Origin of the sequence: Nocardia acidivorans NBRC 108247 (assembly GCF_001625085.1) — a bacterium.
GTDB lineage: Bacteria > Actinomycetota > Actinomycetes > Mycobacteriales > Mycobacteriaceae > Nocardia > Nocardia acidivorans.
In genome coordinates this window covers 98,157-121,189 of sequence record NZ_BDAW01000025.1, presented here as the reverse complement: position 1 = coordinate 121,189, position 23,033 = coordinate 98,157, and the positions used below count along the sequence as shown (strand labels likewise).

Genomic DNA, 23,033 nt, shown 5'->3' with positions numbered 1-23,033 from the left:
CTCCGCCTCAACCCGCGCGGCCTCCGGCACCTTGCCGTCACCGGCGAGCAGATAGGGAGCCTTCGCGTACGTGTGATCGCGCAGCGACATGATGAGCAGCTTGGGCGACAACGGCTTTCCGGTATTCCACGCCGGGCATTGACCTTGGCAGCGACCGCATTCGGTGCAGGTGGTGAAGTCCAGCAACGCCTTCCAGCTGAAATCCTCGACCTTTCCCACACCCATCACATCGACATCCGGATCGGCGGTCTCCAGCTCCAGCACCTGGCCGCCGGACATCATGGGCTTGGCCGCTCCCAGCGCGACGCCACCGGCACCCTCACGCTTGAAGTAGATATTGAAGAAGGCCGAAATCCGGTGCCACGCAACACCCCACGTGAGCTTGCGCCCGAGGAAATACAGGAATGCCGCGCCCGCGAGCATCTTCACGAACGCGAAGACCGAGATCATCACCGGACTCGCCGGAAGCACCCGTGCCACCTGCATGGTGACCGGATCCCGCAACGCGTACCCGCCCCCGTACGTCGCGATCTTCCCGGCCTTGACCAGCACATCACCGAAACCATGGGTGGCCACGATCAATTCGATGACATACGCGGCAACGAAATTGGACCCGCCGAACCGCGAGAGCCGCGCGGGCCGCCGCGGATGATTCACCTGGCGGATGATGATCAGCGTCACGATCCCGATCACCGTGCCGACACCGAGCACCTCCTCCAGCAGGTGATAGCCGACGGTGTCACCGACGATCGGCCAGTGGAACGCGGGATCGAAAGTCTGCCCGTACGACTCGAAATAGAACACCATCCCGAGCAGAAACCCAACCATCACCAGCCAATGCGCCCACCCGACGGTCCGAAACCTGTGCATCCGCGTATGCGCGCCGACCTCGACCAGCACGGTCTTCACCCGCGGCAGCACCGGCCGCAGCCGTGAACGATCCGGTTGCCCCGCACGAAGAACCCGGATCATCCGCGTCAGTCCGGCAATAAGGGATCCCCAGCTGAGCAGGGTGATGACACCGCCGATGATCCCCAATGTGATTGTCGCAGTACTCAAAGCGCCGACCCCCCGGTCCGAGACTCACCGGGCGATAACCGAATCTTGTTACCGCCCAGTAACTTACATATCTCCCGTCAAGCTATCATCGATTCGACAGGGACGAAAGCATCGAGCTGCCCTGGGAGGTGCGCACGATCGGCGGCGCGGACGCGGTAGCCCCGGACCTGGCGGCCCCACCCGCGCTGGACATCTGGATGCGCCGCGACAAGGCCCCCGACCAGCCCGCCATCGCCCGCGCCCTGCTCGCCCACGGCAGTGAGGGCTTCCTCGACCCGGTAGCCCTGCTCCCAACCCGCACTCCGAACTCGCCCGGCGCGGCGGTTTCGCCACCGCCGCCATGCTCACGGGTCAGGAGATGATGCGGACCGCGTACGGCATGATGCCGTCCTCGCGGACCGCGGAAACCCTGACCACGTCACCGGATTGGGGGGCTTCGACCATTTTGCCGTTGCCCACGTAGAGGGCCACGTGCTGGGAACCGCCCGGGCCCCAGAAGAGCATATCGCCGCGTTCGCGGTCGGCGACCGGGACTCGGGAGCCCATCGTGTACTGGTAACCGCTGTAATGGGGCAGGGAGACACCGACTCCGGCGAAGGCGTAGATCATCAGGCCGGAGCAGTCGAAGCCGGTTTTGTTGTAGTCGCCGTAGCTGTCGGCGGTGCCGCCGTCGCGGATGCCGAGGGTGGCGCCGTCCTCATCGCCGCCGCCCCAGGCGTATTCGACGCCGAGTTGGGACATGGCGCGGTCCACCACGGTTTCGACCAGGGCGGCGCGGGAGCCGCTGGGGCGGGTCAGGGTGTAGCGGGGCGGGGGCGGGGAGTTGCCGAGTTGGGTGTGCGGGCGATGGCCCGAGGCGGCAAGGGAGGCAAGGTCATTGGCGCTGCGGTCGGCGTTGACACGGGCCGCGGCGGCTACGGCGGCGGCGCGGGCGGCGGCCTCGTCCTTGCGGCGCTGTTCGTCCCAGGCCAGGTAGGTGTCGCGCTGGCTCTGCAAACCGGCGACCTGGGAGCGCGCGGTCTCGAGGCGCTGCTGGGCCGAATCGCGCTGCTGCATCAGGGTATTGCGCCGCACGGTCTGCTGATCGAATTCGGCCTGCGCGGCGGCGACGGCGTTCTGGGCGTCGGTCTTCTTGGTCTCGGCGTCCGCGGCGGCGGCGTCGGCGGCCTGCTGCGCCTGTTTGGCGGCGGAGGTCTTATTGGCCTGATGGACCTGCGCGCGGCGCAATCCGTCGACGACCTGCTGCTGGGTCTTGGAGGCGATGGTCAGCACCTGCGCGCGGGCGAGCGCGATCTCCGGACTGGGCGCGGCCATATAGCTGATGAGCGAGGTCGATCCGGGCCGCATGTACACCTGGGCGACATACCTGTCGAATTGCTTGTGCGCGGTGCCCACCTGCACTCCGGCGTCGGTGAGCTCGCGCTGGCAGCTGCCCACGGCCTGCGCGGCGGCATCGGCCGCGTCCCGCGCGATCTGCAAGTCGACCAGGGCCTTGTTGACGGCTTCGCGGCGCGCGGCCACGGCATCGTCGAGGAGTTGCAACTGCTGTTCGGCGGTGGCGACCTGATTGATCAGCGCCCCCACCTCGCCGACGGTGGCGTCGACATCCGCGCCCGCCTGGGCGATTTCGCTGTCGCTGGGATTGGGTGGCGGTGGTGTGGCATGGCCGGTAGTCATCCCCACGGCCACCACGATCATCGCTGCCAGCAATTCCGTGGCGAGCCGACCCGGGCGCAACTGACGTTTCGCCGGTATTCGCATCGCACCTCCCTGGTTCCCGCTCTGGCCCCGGGGAACACACCACGAGTCTCAGTCGAAACATCCAGTACCACTGGAAACTCGGGACTCGTTCGACACTTCTTCCCCAACAGCGTCGTTGCGAAACGGTACGACACTTCAGCCACGGGATGAATCAGCCACGCGGGAATGACTTGAAGGCAATTCAGACGTTGCCAGCCATTAGCCGGTTTGCGCCGCGATTACCGCATCCGACAAGAAATGACGGCCGGAAAACCTTCCGGCCGTCAGCGAGGCGGTAGCGAATGAGACCCGGCCGAGGCTCGAGTCGGACGAGTGACCCAGTCGAGAGCGGAGATCAGGCGACGGGCGTGCGCGGCCGCTCGGACGGCACCGCGGGCTGCTCCCCCGGACCCGAACGCTTGAGCTTCACCGCGTACAAACCGCCGATGAACGCCGCCAGCGCGAGGACCGCGACCAGTGTGATGATGGTCCAGGACACCGCCTCGGGCTGCTCCAGCCGATCCACGAAGGTCTGCGCCGCGTCGCTGGTGTGCTCGGGCCCGCGAAATTTGGACTTGTCCTCGGCCCACTCCAGCCGAGCGCGCGTGAAGGTATCGCTGTAGGTGCCGACCCAATCGTCGCTGAACACCACCACGGTGCCGTGCTCACGCTCGCCGACCGCGGTCGCGAGATCCCGCAGATTCGCTTCGATGCCCGGGTTGCCCTGCACCACAACGATGTTCAGATCGATGCCGTGATCGCGCGCATCGGCGGCGATGGCGGCGAGACCGTCCTGCTTACGATCCTTGGGGGCGGCGACATGATTGTCGGCCAGGTCGAGCAAGATCGACTTCAAGTCTGTGTTGGGCGGTAGTTCCGCCTTCATAGGCGTGAAAACCGAGGCGCGCGAGACGGTCACGAACGCACAGTACGCGACGACGTGTCTCTACACCTCACCGCGGCACGCCGTAAGCTGCGACTGTCCCGCTGGATGAACTTCGCAGAACCGCACATCGGCGCCGGGAAAACACTCCGGGCCGCTCGGGGACCTCCCCGATGCGTTCACAGGACAAGCGTACTGTTAGGGTGAAGTACGGACGAGGCCTGCGCCTCGACGAGCCATCGGCACAGCCCCGCCGGTGGCCCTCCCATTCACAGACGAGTGGAGCTGACAGTGACGAGTATCGATTCCTTCGGCGCCAAGGGCACCCTCGAGGTCGGAAGCAACTCCTACGAGATCTTCCGTCTCTCGGCAGTGCCCGGCACCGAGAAGCTGCCCTACGCCCTCAAGATCCTCGCGGAGAACCTGCTTCGCACCGAGGACGGCGCGAACATCACCGCCGACCACGTTCGCGCCATCGCGAACTGGGACCCGAATGCCCAGCCCGACACCGAGATCCAGTTCACGCCCGCGCGCGTGATCATGCAGGACTTCACCGGTGTGCCCTGCATCGTCGACCTCGCCACCATGCGCGAGGCCGTCACCACCCTCGGCGGCGATCCGAGCAAGGTGAACCCGCTCTCCCCCGCCGATATGGTCATCGACCACTCGGTCATCCTCGACGTGTTCGGCCGCGCCGATGCCCTCGAGCGCAATGTCGACCTGGAGTACCAGCGCAACGGCGAGCGCTACCAGTTCCTGCGCTGGGGCCAGGGCGCCTTCGACGACTTCAAGGTCGTCCCGCCGGGCGTCGGCATCGTGCACCAGGTGAACATCGAATACCTGGCCCCCACCGTCATGGTCCGCAACGGCCAGGCCTACCCCGACACCTGCGTCGGCACCGACTCGCACACCACCATGGTCAACGGCCTGGGCGTGCTGGGCTGGGGCGTCGGCGGTATCGAGGCCGAGGCCGCCATGCTGGGCCAGCCGGTCTCCATGCTGATCCCGCGCGTGGTCGGCTTCAAGCTGACCGGTGAGATCAAGCCCGGCGTCACCGCCACCGACGTGGTGCTCACCGTCACCGACATGCTGCGCAAGCACGGTGTGGTCGGCAAGTTCGTGGAGTTCTACGGTAAGGGCGTCGCCGAGGTGCCGCTGGCCAACCGCGCCACCCTGGGCAACATGTCCCCCGAATTCGGCTCCACCGCCGCGATCTTCCCGATCGACGAGGAGACCATCAACTACCTGCGCCTCACCGGCCGCAGCGATGAGCAGCTCGCGCTCGTCGAGGCGTACGCCAAGGAACAGGGCCTGTGGCATGACGCCGACAAGGAGCCCGCGTACTCGGAGTACCTGGAGCTGGACCTGAGCACCGTGGTGCCGTCCATCGCCGGCCCGAAGCGCCCGCAGGACCGAATCCTGCTGTCGGACAGCAAGACCGCGTTCCGCAAGGACATCCACAACTACACCAACGATGCGGAGTCCGGCCCGGCCGCGACCACCCCGCACACCCACCTGGACGAGGCCATCGAGGAGTCCTTCCCGGCCTCGGATCCGGCCGTGCTGTCCTTCGCCGATGACGATGCCGTGCTGCCCTCGGCCGCCAACGGCAACACCGGCCGGCCGTCCAAGCCGGTCAAGGTATCCGATCCCGAGCGCGGTGACTTCGTGCTCGATCACGGCGCCGTGGTGGTCGCGGGCATCACCTCCTGCACCAACACCTCGAACCCGTCGGTCATGCTGGGCGCGGCCCTGCTGGCCCGCAACGCGGTCGAGAAGGGCCTGTCCTCCAAGCCGTGGGTCAAGACCAATATGGCCCCGGGCTCGCAGGTCGTCTCGGACTACTACGAGAAGGCCGGTCTGTGGCCGTACCTGGAGAAGCTGGGCTTCTTCGTCGGCGGTTACGGCTGCACCACCTGCATCGGCAACACCGGCCCGCTGCCGGAGGAGATCTCCAAGGCGATCAACGACAACGACCTCTCGGTCACCGCGGTGCTCTCGGGCAACCGCAACTTCGAAGGCCGCATCTCCCCCGACGTGAAGATGAACTACCTGGCCTCGCCGCCGCTGGTCATCGCGTACGCGCTCGCGGGAACCATGGACTTCGACTTCGAGACCGATGCCCTGGGCAAGGACAACGACGGCAACGACGTGTTCCTCAAGGACATCTGGCCGTCCCCGCAGGAGATCGACGACACCATCAAGACGGCGATCAGCCGGGACATGTTCACCAAGTCCTACGCCACCGTCTTCGAGGGCGATGAGCGCTGGAAGGGTCTGAACACCCCCGAGGGCGACACCTTCGCCTGGGACGAGAACTCCACCTACGTCCGCAAGGCCCCCTACTTCGAGGGCATGCAGATGGAGCCGAGCCCGGTCGAGGACATCAAGGGCGCGCGCGTGCTGGCACTGCTGGGCGATTCGGTCACCACCGACCACATCTCCCCCGCCGGTCCGATCAAGCCGGGCACCCCGGCCGCGCAGTACCTGGACTCGCACGGTGTCGAGCGCAAGGACTACAACTCCCTGGGCTCGCGTCGCGGTAACCACGAGGTGATGATTCGCGGCACCTTCGCGAACATCCGCCTGCGCAACCAGCTGCTGGACGACGTCTCGGGCGGTTACACCCGCGACTTCACCCGGGAGGGCGGCCCGCAGGCCTTCATCTACGACGCCTCGCAGAACTACCAGGCCGCGGGCATCCCGCTGGTCGTGCTGGGCGGCAAGGAGTACGGCTCGGGTTCCTCGCGTGACTGGGCCGCCAAGGGCACCAGCCTGCTGGGCGTCAAGGCCGTCATCACCGAATCGTTCGAGCGCATCCACCGCTCCAACCTGATCGGCATGGGCGTTGTGCCGCTGCAGTTCCCGGCCGGCGAGTCCGCCGCGTCGCTGAAGCTGGACGGCACCGAAACCTTCGATATCGAGGGCATCACCAAGCTGAACGAGGGTGTGACTCCGAAGACCATGAAGGTCACCGCGACCAAGGAGAACGGCGAGAAGGTCGTCTTCGACGCGGTCGTCCGCATCGATACCCCCGGTGAGGCCGACTACTACCGCAACGGTGGCATCCTGCAGTACGTGCTGCGGAACATGATCCGCGGCTAGTTCGCTCCACACGCGACTCGACTGGGAAGGGCTGTTTCACAGTCGAGTCGTGGTGGCGGGCAACGGTTTCGCCGTTGTGCGCCGCGCGGTCCGTCAGGATCGCTTCGCTCGTCGCTAGTGCGGGATTTCCGCACCGGTCATCTCAGATCGGTGCGGAGATTCCGCACATCCCGTTTCGGAGGAGTCCATGCCCAAGGTCAGTGACGACCACCTCGCCGCGCGCCGCAGCCAGATTCTGGACGGGGCCCGCAGTTGCTTCGCCGAGTACGGCTACGAGGGTGCGACCGTGCGTCGCCTGGAGGAAGCGACCGGCCTGTCGCGGGGCGCGATCTTCCATCACTTCCGCGATAAGGACGCCCTGTTCCTGGCCCTGGCGCAGGAGGACGCCGGGCGGATGGCCGAGGTCGCCGCGAACCAGGGCCTGATCCAGGTGATGCGGGATATGCTCGCGCGCCCGGAGGATTTCGACTGGCTCGGAACACGTTTGGAGATCGCGCGCCGCCTGCGCAACGATCCCGAATTCCGGCGCAATTGGGAAGAGCGCTCGGTCGAGCTGACCGCGGCGACCGTCGCCCGCCTCGAACGCCGCAAGGCCGAGGGCGCGCTGCGCGACGATGTGCCCACCACCGTGCTGCTCGGTTATCTCGACCTGGTGCTGGACGGTTTGATCGCGCGCATCGCCTCGGGACACGCCAACGACAACCTCGCGGCCGTGCTCGATGTCGTGGAAGCCTCTATCCGACGGCCTAATTGACGCGACGCCCCACCCGGGCGAGTGCTAGGTTCCGTGCGGCCATGATGTAGCTCAGCAGGTCGAGCGTCCGTACTGCATGTGGAAGGTCGCGGGTTCGATTCCCGCCGTCATGGCCCCTCATTCACCGCGCTCCAGATCCGCGAGCAGCAGCCGGGTGATCCGGTCCAAATCCTTGCGATCCTTCGCGGAAAGCACCGAGAGAATACGGGTTTCGTTCTCCACGTGCTCGGTGATCAGCTGGTCGATCAATTCCAGTCCGCGATCGGTGAGGGCAACGCGCACCGCCCGCCGATCCCCCGCATCGGCGATCCGGCGCACCAGTCCCGCCTTCTCCAGGCGATCCAGGCGGCCCGTCATCCCCGCGCGCGAGAGCATGAGCGTATCGGCCAGCACCGAGGGGTTGAGCTCATAGGGCGCGCCCGAACGCCTCAGCGCCGCAACCACATCGAACTCCCCGCGCTGCAATCCGTGTGCGGCGAAGACCTCTTCGATCTGCCGCCCGGCCACGACGGACAGTCGCCCGAGGCGGCCGATGATGGCCATGGCCTCCAGGTCCAGATCGGGCCGCTCGTGGTGCCACTGTGCGGTGATGGTGTCGACCGCATCTGATTTCGCTTCACCCATGGACAGCATTCTATTCGCTCCTATATAGTTTGATAGCGAACTATAACTCACCGAATAATTCGGAGCTTGCCATGAACAGCACTTCCCGCCCCGTCGCCCTCCGCCAGCCGCACGAGGCCGAGACCCTGCTCACCGAGAACGTCACCATGCGACTGCTGCTCGACGCCAACGAGACCGGTGGTTCGGTCAGCACCCTCGAAGTCACCATGAAGCAGGGTGCGGACGGCGCGGCCCCGCATTTCCACACGCTCTCCGATGAGCTGTTCTATGTCGCCGAGGGCGAGCTCCAGTTGCTCGCGGGCGATCGCATCGTCAGCGTCGCCGCGGGCGGCTCGATCGTGGTGCCCAAGCTGATGCCGCACGCCTTCGGCGCCACGCCGGACAGCGGGGCGCGCATCCTGATCGCGCTCATGCCGGGCGTACAGCGCTTCGAGTACTTCCGCACCCTGGATCGAATCGCCAAGGGAGAATCCGGCTTCGAGGAGTTGGCCGCGGCGCAGGAGGAGTTCGACAACCACTTCATCGACCGCCCGGACTGGTGGGCCGAGCGCAATGCCCATCGACGCTGAACGACAAACCGGTCGCGCGTGTTCGGCACCGCGCCAACCTGCGGCAATACCGCCGCGGCGACTGCGTCCCCGAGTAGCCCGGCAATCGCCGGATTGTGCGGCAGACCACCGAATTTCCGGAATGCGAGTCCGATTGCCGGGGTTGTTCGATTCATGCCATTCTCTGTTCCGGTCACCGTGCGCGGCTATGAGCTCGACATCAATGGTCATCTCAATCAGGCCGTATACCTGCAGTACGCGGAGCACGCGCGCTGGGAGATGCTGAAGGCGGCGGGCGTACCCGGCGAGAAGATGGTCCACTCCGGTATCGGCCCGGTGGTGCTGGAGAACAACATCAAGTACTTCCGCGAACTGCGTCTGGGCGATGAAGTGACCGTGAGCTGCGATTTCGAATGGGCCGACGGCAAGGTGTTCCGGATGCGCCAGGAGATCCGGAAACTGGACGGCACCGTATCGGCCGAGATCACGGTGACCGCCGGGGTCATGGATCTGAAGGCCCGCAAGCTCGTCGCCGATCCGGGTGCGGCATTGCGAAGACTCGCCGAAGCGCCCGGCGTACTCGGACTCTGATTTGCGCGCGGTGTAGCGAAAAAGTCTCAGGCTGAGCGGTTTCCGACGCCTCGGTAGGGTTTGCCGGAGCGTTGGAAATATTTCGTTGCGAACCGAACGAGCGCCCTCGAGGGATATGATTCAGATCAAGCTCGGCCCCGCAGCAAATCCCGAGCAGATCGGAGTTAAGCATGACCGGCGCCCTCCATCACCTCGCGTCAGCGCATATCGACGCTACTGCGCCGCCACTATCCGGCTATCTCGTAGCATCCACCGATCGGCATATCAGCGTGCGCGTCACCGACGGCACCTGGACGCTGAATCGCGCGGATGTACTGGACCTGACCGAAAGGGAAGTTGCGGCAGCGCAGGGAATCTGCGAGGGCCGTCCGGTATTCGTCCGCGTACGTAACGGCGCCACAGCGGATTTTACGCAGCGCCGTCGTATCGAACTCACCGAGCGACCGCCGACGATTCCGCAGGATTACTCCCCCGCCCGCGGCGATGACGAGTTGGCCGCGCTCACCGAGGTCTGGGCTCGCGGTCTCGAGCTCACCCCGAACCCGGGCGTCGCCGGTGCCACCATGACCTGCGTGCAGACACGTTCGCTGCGCGGCAGTGACGACGGCATCGCCGCCGACAGTCTCGACTGACGCTCGGATGTCTGCCCGCTCCATGGGTTCGGTGCTCGTTGTCACCGAAGCCGACGACCTGCACGGCGATGCGCTCGCCGCCACGCTTCGTAAACACCACGCGCTCAGTCCGATTCGGCTCGATATGCGTGACTTCCCGCGTGAGAACGGCACTTTCCGGGTCAGCCGGGACGGCACCTCACGCAGCCTCTCCCATATTCTCGGACTCGACGCGGTCTCCTCGGTGTGGTGGCGACGCCCGCATCCGACCCAGGTGCCGGGCAGTATGCGCAGTGCGGACGATGACTACCGGCAGGCCGAATGCGATGGCTTCCTCCAGGGTCTGCTGTGGTCCATGCCCGCGCTGTGGGTGAACGATCCGGGTGCCGACCGCACCGCGAATCGCAAACTGGTGCAATTGGAGACGGCCTATCGTGCCGGCTTCGCGGTGCCCGAAACGCTCATCACCAATGATGCCGGCGAGGCCCGCTCGTTCATCGAATCGCGGCCCGGGCCGGTGGTGTTCAAGCGCACCGGTACCGGGCGCGGCGCGTTCACCGAGACGCGCATCGTGACCCCGGCCGATATCGATCTGCTGCCGGGAATCCGCAACTCCCCCACCATTTTCCAGGACTATATCCACGCCGAATGCGATCTGCGCATCGTCTGGGTGGACGGCATCGAGTGGGTGGTGCGGATAGATTCGCAAGCCGGTGTGGGACGGGTGGATTCGCGCCTGGACACCTCGGTGGCCTTCACCCGAGACCGCCTGCCCGCCTCGGTGAGCAAATCGCTCTCCACGCTGATGGGCGCGCTCGGACTGGCCTTCGGGGTGCTGGATCTGCGGGTCGGCCGCGATGGCGAGGTCTGGTTCCTCGAGGTGAACCCGCAGGGACAGTTCGCCTATCTCGAGATCAAGACCGGGTTGCCGATCTTCGAGTCGCTGGCCAATCTGCTGGTGCTGGGCGACGGCACCGTCACCGTTTGAGCAGCGGGACGGTCGCCGACCGGCGGCCGCGGCACATCGTTCGATGGCCACGCGATATCGCAAGTGGTCGAACGGTTTTCACCGCCGACCCACTGCGATCCCCCGGTCGGCTACTTGCTCCCGGCCTTCGCCGCCGCCTTGCGGCGGTTCGCACCACCGCGGCTGCGGAGTTGCACATGCGACTCCACCAGCACATTGTGAATGAAACCGTATGAGCGGCCGGTATCTCGGGCCAGGGAGCGAATACTCGCTCCCGCCTCATACTGCTTCTTGAGCTGGGTTTGCAGGCGGTCTCGCGACTTTCCCGTCACGCGTGTGCCTTTACCCAATACGGCTTTACCCTGTGCGGGCCTGTCACTCATGACTTCCTCCGAGTCGCCGTGGGCGCCTCACTCCAGGTTAGAGACTCGGACGGCTGTGATCAATGAATCATTGTGATCGGAGTCACCTCAATCCTCGCAAATCGGTTCCGGGAGTACCCGGCGCTCACCCGGCCGCGGTCGCGGATAGGCCAGGTAGTAGGCGAATCCGAGCAGCAGGGTGGCCCCCCGCGACCATCGATTGCGAGGCGGAATCTCGTCCCAAACTCCATGCGGCATAGCCCATCACGCCGAGGACGAGCAGCGGCGGCAGCGGCCACAGCGGCATTCGACGGGTCCCCCTGGAGGATTCGCCGCGCACCCGCGGGGCCGCGACGAGGAAGTAAACCACGATCAATCCGGCGCCGGTGGCGGTGATCAACCAACTCAAAGGCAGTGTGGCGGCGGCGATCGCGGCGATGGCACCGGTGAGCACCGTGGCCGCGACGGGTGTCTGCCAGCACGGGTGCACAGCGCCAGCGCGCTGGCCCCGACCCGGGTGAGACGGTCCGGTCCGCCGGTGGTCACCCGAAGCCATTCGGACAGACCACGTTCCACATTCGCGAAGCCGAGCACGACCAGCACCGCGATGGCCGCCACCTCGATCGCGAGGAAGACGCCGGTGACCCGGGCATTGGTCTTGATATTGAGCACCGCGACCCCGGTCGTCCCACGATCACCGCGACGCCGACCCATTTACCGCTCAACTGCGAGAAAGGAAGACGCTCGAGGCCGTGTCACGGCCGAGAGCGTGATGAGAATGTTCTCGCCTACGCCGAGGGCGCGCGAGAGTTGTTGCCGGTAGCTGGATCGTTCATCGTCGTCGGCATTGCGGCCGGTCGGTACGGGAGTCGTCATCATGCGGCCTTTCTCTGACTTACAATCGAAGAATGAGCCTGCATCGCTGGCAATACCTGGTATTGGATATACCGATCACTTAACCGCACGTCAATGAATGCGGGAGGGGCAACGATGGCGCGACAGAAGAATCAGGAGCGGGCCCGCCGCACGATCCTGGACGCGGCACTGGCCACGGTCGCCGATCGCGGTGTCGGCCGGGTGCGGATCCGGGATGTCGCCGAGTTCGCGGGCGTCTCCCCCGGCACCGTGCACTACTACTTCGAAGACCTGGACAATCTGCTGCGCACGGTGCATCGCGAGGCCGGCGACCGGTTCTTCACCGAGCGCCTGGAAATGGTCACCGGGATCATCGACGCGCGCCGCAAACTGGGCGCGCTCATCTGGGCGGGTCTGCCGGAATCCGATGCCGATGCCCTCGTCGTCGCGCTGTACCGGCTGGAGGGGTACACCAATATCGCCGCCGCGCACGGAGATCTGATCACCTCGCTGTTCGAGAAGCAGGTGGCGCTGTATCTGACCGCCCTGGAAGTCGGTGTGGCACAGGGACATTTCCTGATCGACGCGCCCATCCTGGACGTGGCCGCCAATTTCGTGGCCCTCGAGGACGCCTACGGCCTGCATATCGTGGGCGGCAACCGGACCATGACCAAAGCCCGTGCCGCCCGGCTGATCTGCTCCTACGCGTGCACCGCCACCTGCTGCCCGGATATCGTCACGCCGCCGAAGGAGCTGTAGATGACCGACCCGCAAGCGTTTTCACCCGACGGCCGCCCCCGGGCGCGGGGGCTGGGTATCGACCTGCCGGGACGGACCGGGCCGTGGAACGCCCTCACCGATGTTCCGGGCATCGAGGTCGGGTACCGCACTCTCATCGCGGGAGAGGGCCCGCTGCGGCGCGGTGCGGGCCCGGTGCGCACGGGCGTGACCGCGATCCTGCCGCGCGGGCGCGCCGGGGTGGGCCGTCCCTGCGCGGCGGGGCGGTACGTGCTCAACGGCAATGGCGAAATGACCGGCACCGCATGGATCGACGAGGTGGGCGAGCTGACCACGCCGATCACCATTTCCAACACCCATGCGATCGGGCCGAGTCACACCGGGACGATCGAGTGGATCAATCGGCGGCATCCGGACTTGGCGCGGCAATGGTTGCTACCGGTTTGCGCTGAGACCTGGGACGGGTATCTCAATGACATCAACGGCGGTCACGTGACGCCGGAGATCGTGGCCGAGGCACTCGACGCGGCGGAATCCGGTCCCCTCCAGGAGGGTTCGGTGGGCGGCGGGACCGGCATGAACTGCTATGCGTTCAAGGGCGGCAGCGGGACCGCCTCACGGCTGGTCGAGTTCGGGGCGCGGACCTACACGGTCGGGGTGTTCCTCCAGGCGAATTTCGGTTCGCGCCACGAACTTACGGTCGCCGGTCGGCGAATCGGCTCCCGGATCACAGCGGGCAATCCGCAGGAGTCCGGTTCCTGGGGCACCGCGCCGGACCGCTCGCCCGCCGCGCCGGGCGGTGCCGGATCGGTCATCGTGATCGTGGCGACCGACGCACCGCTGCACGCGCTGCAATGCACGGCGATGGCGCGGCGCGTGCCATTCGGCCTGGGCCGCACCGGAACCACGGGCAGTCTGTTCTCCGGTGATCTGTTCCTGGCCTTCTCCACCGCCGGGGACCGGCCCGCGGAAACCGGCTTCCCCGTGGGGGATCCGAGCGCGGACGAGTTGATCACCACGACGCGGCTGCCGTGGAATCGGATGGATCGGTTCTATGCGGCCGTGGTCGACGCGGTCGAGGAGGCGGTGCTGAACGCGCTCATCGTGAATACCGATATGACCGGGCGCGATGGGCACTTCTCCCCCGCGCTCCCGCATGATCAGCTGAAAGAGCTTCTGGCGGAACGGCACTGACCGTGAATGGCACCGACTGCCATTCGGCAGTCGGTGCCCGCTCGGCTCAGGCGAGCTGAATGAGCTCCAGGTACTCCTGCGACCAGTGGTCCTCGGTGCCGTCGGGCAGCATGATGACCCGCTCGGGATTGAGCGCCTCGGCCGCGCCCGGATCGTGGGTGACCAGTACGACCGCGCCCGCATAGCTGCGCAGCGCGTCCAGCACCTGCTCACGCGAGATCGGGTCGAGGTTGTTGGTCGGCTCGTCCAGCAGCAGCACGTTCGCGGCGGAGGAGACCAGACCGGCCAGCGCCAGACGGGTCTTCTCACCGCCGGAGAGCGTGCCCGCGGGCTGATCCAGCTGCGGACCGGAGAACATGAACGCGCCGAGCAGTCCGCGTAGGTCCTGCTCACCGGCGTCGGGAGCCGCGTGCCGGATGTTCTCCCAGACGCTGGCATTGTCGTCGAGAGTGTCGTGCTCCTGGGCGAAGTAGCCGACCTTGAGGCCGTGGCCCGGGACCAGATTGCCCGCGGTGGGCTGTTCCGCCCCGGCGAGCAGGCGCAGCAACGTGGTCTTACCCGCACCGTTGAGCCCGAGGATGACCACGCGGCTGCCGCGGTCGATGGCCAGGTCCACGCCCGCGAAGATCTCCAGCGACCCGTACATCTTGGTCAGGTTCTCGGCCATGAGCGGGGTCTTGCCGCAGGTGGCCGGGTTGGGGAACTTGATGCGGGCAACCCGGTCGGCCACGCGCAACTCGTCCACCTCCGAGAGCATGCGTTCGGCGCGCTTGATCATCTGGTGTGCGGCAGCGGCTTTGGTGGCCTTCGCGCCGAGTTTGGCGGCCTGCTGCTTGAGCGCGCCGGCCTTCTTCTCGGCATTGGCGCGTTCGCGCCGGCGGCGCTGTTCATCGGTGGCGCGGGCGTCGAGGTATTTCTGCCAGCCCATGTTGTAGATATCGGCCTCACCGCGCACGGCGTCGAGGAACCAGACCTTGTTCACCACGTCGCCGAGCAGTTCGACATCGTGGGAGATGACGATGAGCCCGCCCTCGTGGCTCTGCAGGAAGCCGCGCAGCCAGGTGATGGAATCGGCGTCGAGGTGGTTGGTGGGCTCGTCCAGCAGCAGCGTGGTGTTGGACTTGCCGCCGCTGCCGTCGGAGGCGGCGAACAGGATGCGCGCCAATTCGATTCGACGGCGCTGACCGCCCGAGAGCGTGCGCAGCGGCTGCGCGAGCACCCGATCCGGCAGTCCGAGGCTGCTGCAGATCCGCGCCGCCTCACTCTCGGCGACGTATCCGCCGAGCGCCGAGAACCGGTCCTCGAGCTGCCCGTACTTGCGCACGGCCTTATCGCGGGCGGCATCATCGGCCACCTCGGCCATAATGGTCTGCTGCTTCTCCATATCGCGGATCAGCGTGTCCAGCCCACGCGCCGACAGCACCCGGTCCCGCCCCAGTACATCGAGATTGCCCTCGCGCGGATCCTGCGGCAAATACCCCAAATCCCCGGACCGCATCACCTTGCCCGCGTAAGGTTCTCCCTCACCGGCCAGAATTCGCAGCGTGGTGGTCTTCCCGGCGCCATTGCGCCCGACCAAACCGATGCGATCACCGGCCTGCACCCGCAGCGCCGGCCCGGGCGCCGTCAACAGGGTGCGGACTCCGGCCCGGACCTCCAGGTCGGTCGCGGTGATCACAAACGTCTCCTCGTGCGTGGGTGTGCTGACGGATAACTGCTCGACTGTGCGCCCTCACGACACACAAGAACCACCGATTTTACCTATTCCCCGGCGAACGCCACGGTCAGGGGCACCTTGCCACACCGCGACGTCCGAAAATTCCAGTTTCAGTACAGTTTTGGCCGGTGGCAGACCATCGCTCGGGAGGAGATCTTCGGCCCGGTGCTGAGCATCATCGCCCACGACGGCGACGCGGACGCTGTCGATATCGCCAACGATTCTCCCTACGGCCTGCGCGGCGCGGTGTTCTCCGGCGACCACGACCCCGCCGTCACCGCCGCGCTGCGCATACGCACCGGACAAGTCGACATCAACGGCTACAAAATGCTCCCCGACGCCCCCTTCGGAGGCTACGGACAATCCGGCTACGGCCGCTGCCAAGGCCGACTGGGGTATGAAGAATATCTTCAGGTGAAGTCACTGCAACTATGACAACGATCTGTGTCTCGAGCCGTGGGTGAGCCCGTCCAGCGAAGGCGGGGGGCCAGCCGTTCGAACCGTGGCCACGCATGTACGCTTGTCGGGCGAAGATCCAGTTGCCCTGCCGGACAACCGATCTGACCCACCCGTCATGGCCGTGGGTTACAGAGACCCCATTCATGTCACCGTCATCTGAAAGACTTGGTCACATGCTGCAGGTATGCCTGAACGGTGCCCGACGTCGACACGAATTCACCTCCCTCCCGGTGACCCCTGCCGAGCTGGCGGCAGCGGCCCGGGACGCGGTTCGCGCCGGAGCCGCGGACATTCATCTGCATCCCAAGGACTCCACCGGGCACGACACCTTGGAGCCCGACCATGTCGCCGCCGCAGTGACGGCGGTGCGGGCGGCAGTGCCGGGCGTCCAGATCGGCGTAACCACCGGTGCGTGGACCGCCCAGGACACCCACCAGCGTGTCGCCCAGGTGAGCGGGTGGACCGTGCTACCGGATCATGCCTCGGTGAACTGGCATGAGGACGGTGCCGCCGTGGTCGCGGAGACGCTGCTGGCCAAGGGAATTGGGATCGAGGCCGGGATCTGGTCCGGAACCGATTCCGCCCGGCTGTTCCTCGACTGGCCGCACGCCCACCGGGTCCTGCGCATTCTGGCCGAAGTCACCGACACCGACCCGTCCACCGCCCGACAGACAGCCGCCGTTCTCCTGGACACGTTGACCACGGTGACCGATGTACCGATCCTGCTTCACGGACAGGACAGCTCGGCCTGGACGATCCTGGCAATGGCCGCCGCCCGGGGCCTGGATACCCGAATCGGTCTCGAGGACGTCCTTCACCTACCCGACGAGTCCCCGGCCGACAGCAATGCCGACTTGATCCGAGCCGCTCGTCACCTCATCGCCCAGACAGACGACCAGTCTCGATAACCGACCGCACCCACCTTATAGACAGCGTCTGTTGACCCGACTCGTCCGCTCGGGGCCGTGCCCGCACACCTCGCCCCCGCGACATTAACCATCGAGTAGCTGTACGGTGGATCTTGGCCCGACCGTCGGGTGCGATCAATCGATTCGGAGGGTTCCATGTCTCTGAGTGACAAGATCAGCAACAAGGCCGAGGAGCTGGGTGGCAAGGCCAAGGAGGCCGCCGGCAATCTGACCGACGATGATTCCCTCCGCGCGGAAGGCAAGGCCGATCAGGCCGAGTCCGGGCTCAAGGGCGCGGTGGAGAATGTGAAGGATGCCGTCGAAGAAGGCGTCGACAAGGTGAAGAACGCCTTCAAGCGCTAGCTGACACGCGGATATCCCGCGGCCGCCGGGCTACCCAGCTCGGCGGCCGTTCGCGTTCAGCGAAGCGGCGCACCGGAGCCCGCGGTCGCCGCGAACTCTGACCTATGCTGCGCCGGTGATCGACCACACCATCCCGGCACGGACCGCCGCACTCATCTGGGCGACCGCCCGCCGGATCGGTGTCTCGCCGGTGCATCTGGCGCATTCCTCGGGGCTGGATCCGGCCACCTTCGGTGATGATCTGTTGCGGGTGCCGACCGAATCGGTCTGGCGGGTGTGGGAATTGATCGATTTCCGCGCGGGCGCCGGAACTCGCGCCGGTCTGCTGGCGGCCGAGCAGGCCGATCGCGACGGGCTGCATGTGTGGGACTACCTGTTCTCCAGTCGGCCCACGCTCGCCGAGAGTTTGCGCACGGTGATGGAGCTACGTGCGGTGGTCACCGATCCGGGCGTCGGCTGGGAGGTGATCGAGGACGGTGGCCTGCTCACGATCCGCTGTGCGGTGGCCGTGGAACCCGAGGCGGTGCTCGCCCCGGTCGAGGTCTTCGTGCTCGCGGTCATGCTGCGGCGAGTACGCGCCGCCGTCGGGCGGCAGGTCGCACCGGTACGGGTCAGATTGACCCAGCCGCCCGGACCGGGGCGCGGCTATCTCGTGGACGAATTCGGTACCGGCAATATCGATTTCGACGCACCCCACTCCGAAATCACCTTCCTCGATGTCGGCGCGCTCCCCACCGGAAGCGACCCGCGCCTGGGCGCGCTGTTGAGTCGCCATGCCGAACTCTCCCTTGCCGCCGCGCATGCGGCCCCGACCTGGCACGACAAACTCCGTGCCGCTGTGCATCAATCGATGGCGGCGGGTGCGCTGGATCTCGCCGATGTGGCACGCCGTTTGGCCACCAGCCCGCGCACCCTGCAACGCCGTTTGCAGGAGGAGGGCACCAGCTGGCGCGCGGAGGTCGACGCGGCCCGCCACCGCCATGCCGTGGATCTGCTGCGCGAGACCGCGCTCCCCCTGCAATCGGTCGCGACCCGTGTCGGCTACACCGACGCCCGCGCCCTGCGCCGCGCATTCCAGCGCTGGACCGGCACCAATCCGGACGCCTTCCGCCGCGGCGTGCCCAGCGGCGCGTGAACCGGGCGGCACGACCCGCGGCGCACTTACTGCCAACCGGTTGGGTTGGCGGGGCGGGACCGGATCGCGGCGCATAGTGTCCGGCGATCCGCGATCGAACCGGCCATAGATTCATGGTGCAGGCCCGGTGACGCGAATCGCTTGTCCACCAGGGCATTCGGCGGCCCGCGAGGAAATTTTCCGAGACCGGGAATTTTCGCACTGTGCATAACCTTTAAAACGTCGATGACTGGTTAGAACGAGTCGATGCGAGATTGTCGAGATCTTGGCGATCCGCTCTGCTTGCGCTGGTCAAAAGCATTCGGACAGTGAGGAAGTGATGGGCGTGCGACGCGATCAAGTGGCGTGGGCGGGGCTGGCGGCGATGACGGTGTCGTTCGGGCTGAACTTCTCCATGGGGGTGTTCTTCGCACCGACCGCCGCCTCGTACGGGGTGAGTGCGACGGCGCTCGCGGTGGCCGCGGCGCTCGGGACAACGGTGACCGGGGTGGCGCAACCGTTCGTCGGCAGACTTCTGGACGGCGCCGGGGCCAAACCGGTGCTGATCGGCGGGCTGACACTCATCAGCGCCAGCTATCTCGCCCTGGCCCTGGTGCGGGAGACCTGGCAATTCGTCACCGCCTACATGCTTCTCGGCGGCCTCGGGTTCGCGGCCTCGTCTACCCTGACGATCACCACGCTCATCGGACGGACGCTCGGCGGTCAGGTCGGCCCGGCACTGACCAGGGCCGCGGTCGGCATCAATCTCGGCCAGTTGATCGGGCCCTGGGCCGCCACCGCACTGTTCGAACCTCTCGGCGTACGGGCCACCTACGGGGTGCTCGGCGCCGTCGGATTGGCCGTCACCGGCATACTGTGGGCATTGCTACCCGGCGACCGGGTGACCAATCCCCTTGCCGGACAGGCGGAATCGCTGGCCGGTCGAGGGCGGGTGCTGATCTCCTTCGGGCTGCATTCGGCGACCCTCTACGTGGTGATCCTGATGCTGCCCAAGCATGCGGTCGAAGCGGGCTGGTCCGTGGTGGGCGCGGGCCGGCTGGTGGCCCTGGCCGCACTGGCGGCCGGACTCACCTCCGCCGCCATGGTCCGGCTGCAACGCCGCTACCGCGCTGAACACCTGCTACAGGCGCTGTACGCCGTGCGGATTGTCGCCCTCGCGCTGGCGGTTTCGAGTAGCGCGACGCCCACCCTGATCGCGGTCGCGGTGCTGTTCGGTGCCGCGTCCTTCCCGATCGTGCCGCTGACCATGGCGGTGGTATCCCGCGGCCTCGATCCCGCCCGTATGGGTCGCACGCTCTCGCCCGCCTGGGTGATCCACCAACTCGCCGCCGCCGCGGGGCTGGCCGTGGCCGGTTCACTGCACGCGCTGACCGACAGCTACCGCGGCTATTTCGCGCTCGGCCTGCTGTTCAGCGTCGGCGCGGCACTGCTGCTCATCCCTGCTCGCACACCCGAATTCGCCGCGACCGCGGCCTGACCCCCTTTCACCGCTCAGTACGACAACCAGAAACCGGAGAAGAACATCATGACCACTGTCACCCATCACACCGCCGAGATCCAGGGCCTGCCCGTCTTCTATCGCGAGGCGGGCGACCCTGCCAAGCCGACACTCGTTCTGCTGCACGGCTTCCCGACCAGCTCGGCTATGTTCCGCAATCTGATTCCCGCGCTCGCGGCGGAATATCATCTGATCGCGCCGGACCATATCGGGTTCGGGCAGTCCGCGATGCCGGCGGTGGACGAATTCGAGTACACCTTCGACAAGCTCACCGAGATCACCCTGGAACTGCTCGACACCCTGGGCATCGAACGCTTCGCGCTCTACATCCAGGACTACGGCGCGCCGATCGGCCTGCGCATCGCCTCGCGGAATCCCGAGCGGGTCAGCGCACTGATCACCCAGAGCGGCAATGCCTATATGGAGGGGTTCACCCCGTTCTGGGAGGTGCTGTTCGCGCACGCCGCCGACCGTGCCACCCATGAGCCCGCGGTGCGCAAGCTCCTCGAACTCGATGCCACGAAATGGCAGTACACCCATGGTGTTCCGGCCGACCGGCTGGACCGGGTCAGCCCGGATACCTGGATCCTCGACCAGCACTACCTGGATCGGCCGGGCAACAAGGAGATTCAGCTCCAGCTGTTCGCCGACTACAAGAACAATCTGGACGGTTACCCGGACTTCCAGAAATACTTCGCCGAGCATCGCCCGCCGACGTTGATCGCCTGGGGCGAGCACGATGAGATTTTCGGCCCCGATGGAGCCCGCGCCTACCTGCGCGATATCCCCGAGGCCGAACTCCACCTGCTGAACGCGGGGCATTTCGCCCTCGAGACCCACGGCCCCGAGATCGCCACCCTGATTCGCGACTTCCTGGCCCGCCAGGTCGGATAGTCCGCGAATCACGGGCGGCGCCCGCGCGATTCGTTCGACGGCGAGATCACAACCCTGGGCGCGGCACATCGCCGCGCCAAGCCCCGGTCTCGCCGGGGCGCTCCTCGATGAAGGCCTTGAAGCGCTGGAGATCACCCTTGACCCGGTGGTCGAGGAGTCCCAGTTTGTCGCCGACATTCTCGACGAACCCCTCGGGATCCACCGCCATTTGGGTGGTGACCCGGGTGGTTTCGTCATCGATGCGATGGAAGGTGACCACGCCCGCGTGCTCCGGTCCGCTGTCGGACCGCCACGCGACGCGCTCGTCGGGATGCTGTTCGGTGATGGTGGCGTCGAACTCGCGCTCGACGGGGCCGACCTTGACCTTCCAGTGCGTATGGGTGTCGTCGATCTGCCGGACCTGTTCCACGCCGGTCATGAACTCCGGGAAGGACTCGAACTGGGTCCATTGGTTGTACACGGTTCGGATGGGTGCCTTGACTTCGGTTGAAGCGGTTACGGTGCTCATAGTCGGGCGGCTACCCGTGACAACCGGGCTTAAACGAGGGCGATCACTGCGGGATATCGCCCTCGTAGTCCATATTCGCGGCCTGATCTTCGGTTTTCGCCGGAGCGTCGTCTCTGGCCTCGGGCTCGTTGTCGTCCCGTTCGGTGTCGGTGTCCTCGGGGTCGGCGGAAGAGCGTGAATTGATCATGTGTCAGGCATTGCCGACCATCGCGAAATCAAACCGGGGGGCGTGCGCTAATCAGGTGTAGCGGACCTGCCAGTGTTTGAAACCGTTGATCCACCCGTTGCGCAGCCGCTGCGGGGGCGCAACTTCGCGCAGGTCGGGCAAGACGTCGGCGATGGCATTGAACATCAGATCGATTTCGAGGCGGGCCAGGTTGGCGCCGACGCAGAAGTGCGGTCCGGTGCCGCCGAAGGCCAGGTGCGGATTGGGGTCGCGCAGGATGTCGAAGGTGAACGGGTCCTCGAAGGCGTCCTCATCGAAATTGGCTGAGCCGTAGAACAGCCCGACGCGTTCACCGGCCCGGATGCGCTGACCGCCGAGTTCGGTGTCGGCGGTGGCGGTGCGCTGGAATACCGTCACCGGGGTGGCCCAGCGCACGATTTCGTCGGGGGCGGTCGCCGGGCGCTCTCGGCGGTACAGCTCCCACTGCTCGGGATGGTCGACGAACGCCTTCATTCCGTGCGTGATGGCATTGCGGGTGGTCTCATTGCCCGCGACAGCCAGCAGGATGACGAAGAAGCCGAATTCGTCCGAACCCAGTGCCTCACCGTCGATATCGGCGTGCACGAGTCGGCTCACGATGTCCTCGACCGGGTTCCCGCGCCGGTCTTCGGCCATATTCCAGGCGTAGCCCAGCAGTTCGACCGAGGCTCGGGTCGAGCTGTCGGTGCTGGTGGTGTCGCCGTAGTCGGGGTCGTCGTAATTGAGCATCTGATTCGACCACTCGAACAGTTTGTGCCGGTCGGCCTGCGGCACCCCGATGAGTTCGGCGATTGCCTGCAACGGCAACTCCGAGGCGACCTGTTCGACGAAATCCCCACCGCCGCAAGCCTTCGCGGCCCGCACGATCGCGGCGGCCCGGTCGGTCAGTGCCGCGCGCAGGCCCTCGATCGCGCGCGGGGTGAAGCCCTTGGAGATGATCCGGCGAATCTTGGTGTGCTTGGGCGGATCCATATTCAGCAGGATCGCGCTGGTCAGCTCGATCTGCTCGGCGGTGACGGCACCGGGTAGCCGGATGATCGAACCCTTGCGCTGCGCGGAGAACAATCCGGGATTGCGCGAGACCTCTTTGATGTCTTCGTGTTTGGACACCACCCAGTAGCCGCCGTCGTGGAATCCGCCGGATTGCGCGTCGGTCTGCGGATTCCACCAGACCGGGGCGGTGCGCCGCAGGTGCGCGAATTCCGCTGCGGGATTCCGGGTTTCCCACAGTGCGGGATCGGTGAAATCGAACCCGGCGGGCAATGCGGGCGCGGACAAATCAGCCTCCTGAGGACAACGCTGTCTGGAACCGGTG

The 23,033-nt window shown here is 66.3% G+C and carries 23 protein-coding genes, 1 tRNA gene and 2 pseudogenes; 16 read left to right on the top strand and 10 right to left on the bottom strand.

All coding sequences use genetic code 11. The features are described from left to right. Nucleotides 1-1,059, bottom strand: a pseudogene (locus NA10_RS15660) (Fe-S oxidoreductase); the annotation flags it as partial. Between the two features lie 128 nt (nucleotides 1,060-1,187). Here NA10_RS15660 and NA10_RS36740 point away from each other — a divergent pair. Beyond that, nucleotides 1,188-1,421, top strand: coding sequence for a hypothetical protein (locus tag NA10_RS36740; RefSeq protein WP_157556532.1), 234 nt, complete (start codon nucleotides 1,188-1,190; stop codon nucleotides 1,419-1,421). Here NA10_RS36740 and NA10_RS15655 read toward each other — a convergent pair. Together NA10_RS15655 and NA10_RS15650 are read right to left on the bottom strand one after the other, a co-directional pair. Next, the gene (locus tag NA10_RS15655; protein WP_067568558.1) at nucleotides 1,411-2,820 is read right to left on the bottom strand and encodes an NlpC/P60 family protein; all 1,410 of its coding nucleotides are present in this window, start codon (nucleotides 2,818-2,820) and stop codon (nucleotides 1,411-1,413) included. The genes NA10_RS36740 and NA10_RS15655 overlap by 11 nt on opposite strands. A gap of 334 nt (nucleotides 2,821-3,154) precedes the next feature. Next, the gene (locus tag NA10_RS15650; RefSeq protein WP_067568557.1) at nucleotides 3,155-3,718 is read right to left on the bottom strand and encodes an Rv1476 family membrane protein; all 564 of its coding nucleotides are present in this window, start codon (nucleotides 3,716-3,718) and stop codon (nucleotides 3,155-3,157) included. A gap of 255 nt (nucleotides 3,719-3,973) precedes the next feature. Between NA10_RS15650 and NA10_RS15645 the strand changes: the two genes are divergently transcribed. The 3 genes from NA10_RS15645 (at nucleotide 3,974) to NA10_RS15635 (ending at nucleotide 7,654) form a co-directional block, all read left to right on the top strand. Then, a complete protein-coding gene (locus NA10_RS15645; RefSeq protein ID WP_281180183.1) occupies nucleotides 3,974-6,787 on the top strand; it encodes an aconitate hydratase in 2,814 nt (937 codons plus the stop codon). A 187-nt stretch (nucleotides 6,788-6,974) separates the two neighbouring features. Then, entirely contained in the window at nucleotides 6,975-7,541 is a 567-nt protein-coding gene (locus NA10_RS15640) for a TetR/AcrR family transcriptional regulator (protein WP_067568555.1), read from the top strand. A gap of 40 nt (nucleotides 7,542-7,581) precedes the next feature. Beyond that, nucleotides 7,582-7,654: transfer RNA gene (locus tag NA10_RS15635), tRNA-Ala, on the top strand. A 4-nt stretch (nucleotides 7,655-7,658) separates the two neighbouring features. Here NA10_RS15635 and NA10_RS15630 read toward each other — a convergent pair. Then, nucleotides 7,659-8,165, bottom strand: coding sequence for a MarR family winged helix-turn-helix transcriptional regulator (locus tag NA10_RS15630; RefSeq protein ID WP_067568575.1), 507 nt, complete (start codon nucleotides 8,163-8,165; stop codon nucleotides 7,659-7,661). 71 nt (nucleotides 8,166-8,236) lie between these two features. Here NA10_RS15630 and NA10_RS15625 point away from each other — a divergent pair, with 71 nt between their 5' ends. The 4 genes from NA10_RS15625 to NA10_RS15610 all read left to right on the top strand — a co-directional run bounded on the left by NA10_RS15625 (nucleotide 8,237) and on the right by NA10_RS15610 (nucleotide 10,903). Then, nucleotides 8,237-8,734, top strand: coding sequence for a cupin domain-containing protein (locus NA10_RS15625; RefSeq protein ID WP_084514734.1), 498 nt, complete (start codon nucleotides 8,237-8,239; stop codon nucleotides 8,732-8,734). 153 nt (nucleotides 8,735-8,887) lie between these two features. After that, nucleotides 8,888-9,304, top strand: coding sequence for an acyl-CoA thioesterase (locus NA10_RS15620; protein WP_067568554.1), 417 nt, complete (start codon nucleotides 8,888-8,890; stop codon nucleotides 9,302-9,304). Nucleotides 9,305-9,474: 170 nt separating this feature from the next. Next, the gene (locus tag NA10_RS15615; RefSeq protein ID WP_067568553.1) at nucleotides 9,475-9,936 is read left to right on the top strand and encodes a hypothetical protein; all 462 of its coding nucleotides are present in this window, start codon (nucleotides 9,475-9,477) and stop codon (nucleotides 9,934-9,936) included. A 7-nt stretch (nucleotides 9,937-9,943) separates the two neighbouring features. Then, nucleotides 9,944-10,903, top strand: coding sequence for an MvdC/MvdD family ATP grasp protein (locus tag NA10_RS15610; protein WP_067568552.1), 960 nt, complete (start codon nucleotides 9,944-9,946; stop codon nucleotides 10,901-10,903). Between the two features lie 110 nt (nucleotides 10,904-11,013). On the opposite strand, the gene NA10_RS15605 is transcribed toward NA10_RS15610, so the two are convergent. Both NA10_RS15605 and NA10_RS15600 read right to left on the bottom strand, forming a co-directional pair. Next, nucleotides 11,014-11,265 carry a helix-turn-helix domain-containing protein gene (locus NA10_RS15605; protein WP_067568551.1) on the bottom strand — a complete coding sequence of 84 codons (252 nt, stop codon included), beginning with the start codon at nucleotides 11,263-11,265 and terminating at the stop codon, nucleotides 11,014-11,016. A gap of 384 nt (nucleotides 11,266-11,649) precedes the next feature. Continuing rightward, on the bottom strand, nucleotides 11,650-11,958 hold the full coding sequence (locus NA10_RS15600; protein ID WP_067568550.1) for a hypothetical protein: 309 nt from the start codon (nucleotides 11,956-11,958) through the stop codon (nucleotides 11,650-11,652). A gap of 276 nt (nucleotides 11,959-12,234) precedes the next feature. Here NA10_RS15600 and NA10_RS15595 point away from each other — a divergent pair, with 276 nt between their 5' ends. Together NA10_RS15595 and NA10_RS15590 are read left to right on the top strand one after the other, a co-directional pair. Then, nucleotides 12,235-12,858, top strand: coding sequence for a TetR/AcrR family transcriptional regulator (locus tag NA10_RS15595; protein WP_067568549.1), 624 nt, complete (start codon nucleotides 12,235-12,237; stop codon nucleotides 12,856-12,858). Next, nucleotides 12,859-14,031: a DmpA family aminopeptidase gene (locus NA10_RS15590; RefSeq protein ID WP_067568548.1), complete on the top strand. Its 1,173-nt coding sequence runs from the start codon at nucleotides 12,859-12,861 to the stop codon at nucleotides 14,029-14,031. 46 nt (nucleotides 14,032-14,077) lie between these two features. On the opposite strand, the gene NA10_RS15585 is transcribed toward NA10_RS15590, so the two are convergent. Next, complete coding sequence (locus NA10_RS15585) at nucleotides 14,078-15,709, bottom strand: ABC-F family ATP-binding cassette domain-containing protein (RefSeq protein ID WP_067568547.1); 1,632 nt, start codon at nucleotides 15,707-15,709, stop codon at nucleotides 14,078-14,080. A gap of 177 nt (nucleotides 15,710-15,886) precedes the next feature. Between NA10_RS15585 and NA10_RS35630 the strand changes: the two are divergent. The 6 genes and pseudogenes from NA10_RS35630 to NA10_RS15550 all read left to right on the top strand — a co-directional run. After that, nucleotides 15,887-16,183 (top strand): annotated as a pseudogene (locus tag NA10_RS35630) (aldehyde dehydrogenase family protein); the annotation flags it as partial. 167 nt (nucleotides 16,184-16,350) lie between these two features. Continuing rightward, nucleotides 16,351-17,115 carry a 3-keto-5-aminohexanoate cleavage protein gene (locus tag NA10_RS15575; protein ID WP_307188394.1) on the top strand — a complete coding sequence of 255 codons (765 nt, stop codon included), beginning with the start codon at nucleotides 16,351-16,353 and terminating at the stop codon, nucleotides 17,113-17,115. Between the two features lie 156 nt (nucleotides 17,116-17,271). After that, on the top strand, nucleotides 17,272-17,478 hold the full coding sequence (locus NA10_RS15570) for a CsbD family protein (protein WP_067568544.1): 207 nt from the start codon (nucleotides 17,272-17,274) through the stop codon (nucleotides 17,476-17,478). Nucleotides 17,479-17,593: 115 nt separating this feature from the next. Continuing rightward, entirely contained in the window at nucleotides 17,594-18,613 is a 1,020-nt protein-coding gene (locus NA10_RS15565; RefSeq protein WP_067568543.1) for an AraC family transcriptional regulator, read from the top strand. Nucleotides 18,614-18,938: 325 nt separating this feature from the next. Then, nucleotides 18,939-20,090, top strand: coding sequence for an MFS transporter (locus NA10_RS15555; RefSeq protein ID WP_169812586.1), 1,152 nt, complete (start codon nucleotides 18,939-18,941; stop codon nucleotides 20,088-20,090). Nucleotides 20,091-20,138: 48 nt separating this feature from the next. Further along, nucleotides 20,139-21,005 carry an alpha/beta fold hydrolase gene (locus tag NA10_RS15550; protein ID WP_067568540.1) on the top strand — a complete coding sequence of 289 codons (867 nt, stop codon included), beginning with the start codon at nucleotides 20,139-20,141 and terminating at the stop codon, nucleotides 21,003-21,005. Between the two features lie 46 nt (nucleotides 21,006-21,051). On the opposite strand, the gene NA10_RS15545 is transcribed toward NA10_RS15550, so the two are convergent. Genes NA10_RS15545 through NA10_RS15540 form a run of 3 tightly spaced genes read right to left on the bottom strand, consistent with a single transcriptional unit; the run spans nucleotide 21,052 to nucleotide 22,996 of the window. Continuing rightward, on the bottom strand, nucleotides 21,052-21,513 hold the full coding sequence (locus NA10_RS15545) for an SRPBCC family protein (RefSeq protein WP_067568539.1): 462 nt from the start codon (nucleotides 21,511-21,513) through the stop codon (nucleotides 21,052-21,054). Nucleotides 21,514-21,556: 43 nt separating this feature from the next. Beyond that, a complete protein-coding gene (locus tag NA10_RS36735; RefSeq protein WP_157556531.1) occupies nucleotides 21,557-21,700 on the bottom strand; it encodes a hypothetical protein in 144 nt (47 codons plus the stop codon). Between the two features lie 51 nt (nucleotides 21,701-21,751). Further along, complete coding sequence (locus NA10_RS15540; RefSeq protein WP_067568538.1) at nucleotides 21,752-22,996, bottom strand: cytochrome P450; 1,245 nt, start codon at nucleotides 22,994-22,996, stop codon at nucleotides 21,752-21,754. Between the last annotated feature and the right edge of the window lie 37 nt (nucleotides 22,997-23,033).

What these genes read in the sequence shown, in the direction of transcription:
- NA10_RS15655 (WP_067568558.1), bottom strand. Translation starts at nt 2,820, where the DNA reads ATGCGAATACCGGCGAAACGTCAGTTGCGCCCGGGTCGGCTCGCCACG.
- NA10_RS15640 (WP_067568555.1), top strand. Translation starts at nt 6,975, where the DNA reads ATGCCCAAGGTCAGTGACGACCACCTCGCCGCGCGCCGCAGCCAGATT.
- NA10_RS15630 (WP_067568575.1), bottom strand. Translation starts at nt 8,165, where the DNA reads ATGGGTGAAGCGAAATCAGATGCGGTCGACACCATCACCGCACAGTGG.
- NA10_RS15625 (WP_084514734.1), top strand. Translation starts at nt 8,237, where the DNA reads ATGAACAGCACTTCCCGCCCCGTCGCCCTCCGCCAGCCGCACGAGGCC.
- NA10_RS15620 (WP_067568554.1), top strand. Translation starts at nt 8,888, where the DNA reads ATGCCATTCTCTGTTCCGGTCACCGTGCGCGGCTATGAGCTCGACATC.
- NA10_RS15615 (WP_067568553.1), top strand. Translation starts at nt 9,475, where the DNA reads ATGACCGGCGCCCTCCATCACCTCGCGTCAGCGCATATCGACGCTACT.
- NA10_RS15610 (WP_067568552.1), top strand. Translation starts at nt 9,944, where the DNA reads ATGTCTGCCCGCTCCATGGGTTCGGTGCTCGTTGTCACCGAAGCCGAC.
- NA10_RS15605 (WP_067568551.1), bottom strand. Translation starts at nt 11,265, where the DNA reads ATGAGTGACAGGCCCGCACAGGGTAAAGCCGTATTGGGTAAAGGCACA.
- NA10_RS15600 (WP_067568550.1), bottom strand. Translation starts at nt 11,958, where the DNA reads ATGGGTCGGCGTCGCGGTGATCGTGGGACGACCGGGGTCGCGGTGCTC.
- NA10_RS15595 (WP_067568549.1), top strand. Translation starts at nt 12,235, where the DNA reads ATGGCGCGACAGAAGAATCAGGAGCGGGCCCGCCGCACGATCCTGGAC.
- NA10_RS15590 (WP_067568548.1), top strand. Translation starts at nt 12,859, where the DNA reads ATGACCGACCCGCAAGCGTTTTCACCCGACGGCCGCCCCCGGGCGCGG.
- NA10_RS15575 (WP_307188394.1), top strand. Translation starts at nt 16,351, where the DNA reads ATGTCACCGTCATCTGAAAGACTTGGTCACATGCTGCAGGTATGCCTG.
- NA10_RS15570 (WP_067568544.1), top strand. Translation starts at nt 17,272, where the DNA reads ATGTCTCTGAGTGACAAGATCAGCAACAAGGCCGAGGAGCTGGGTGGC.
- NA10_RS15550 (WP_067568540.1), top strand. Translation starts at nt 20,139, where the DNA reads ATGACCACTGTCACCCATCACACCGCCGAGATCCAGGGCCTGCCCGTC.
- NA10_RS15545 (WP_067568539.1), bottom strand. Translation starts at nt 21,513, where the DNA reads ATGAGCACCGTAACCGCTTCAACCGAAGTCAAGGCACCCATCCGAACC.
- NA10_RS36735 (WP_157556531.1), bottom strand. Translation starts at nt 21,700, where the DNA reads ATGATCAATTCACGCTCTTCCGCCGACCCCGAGGACACCGACACCGAA.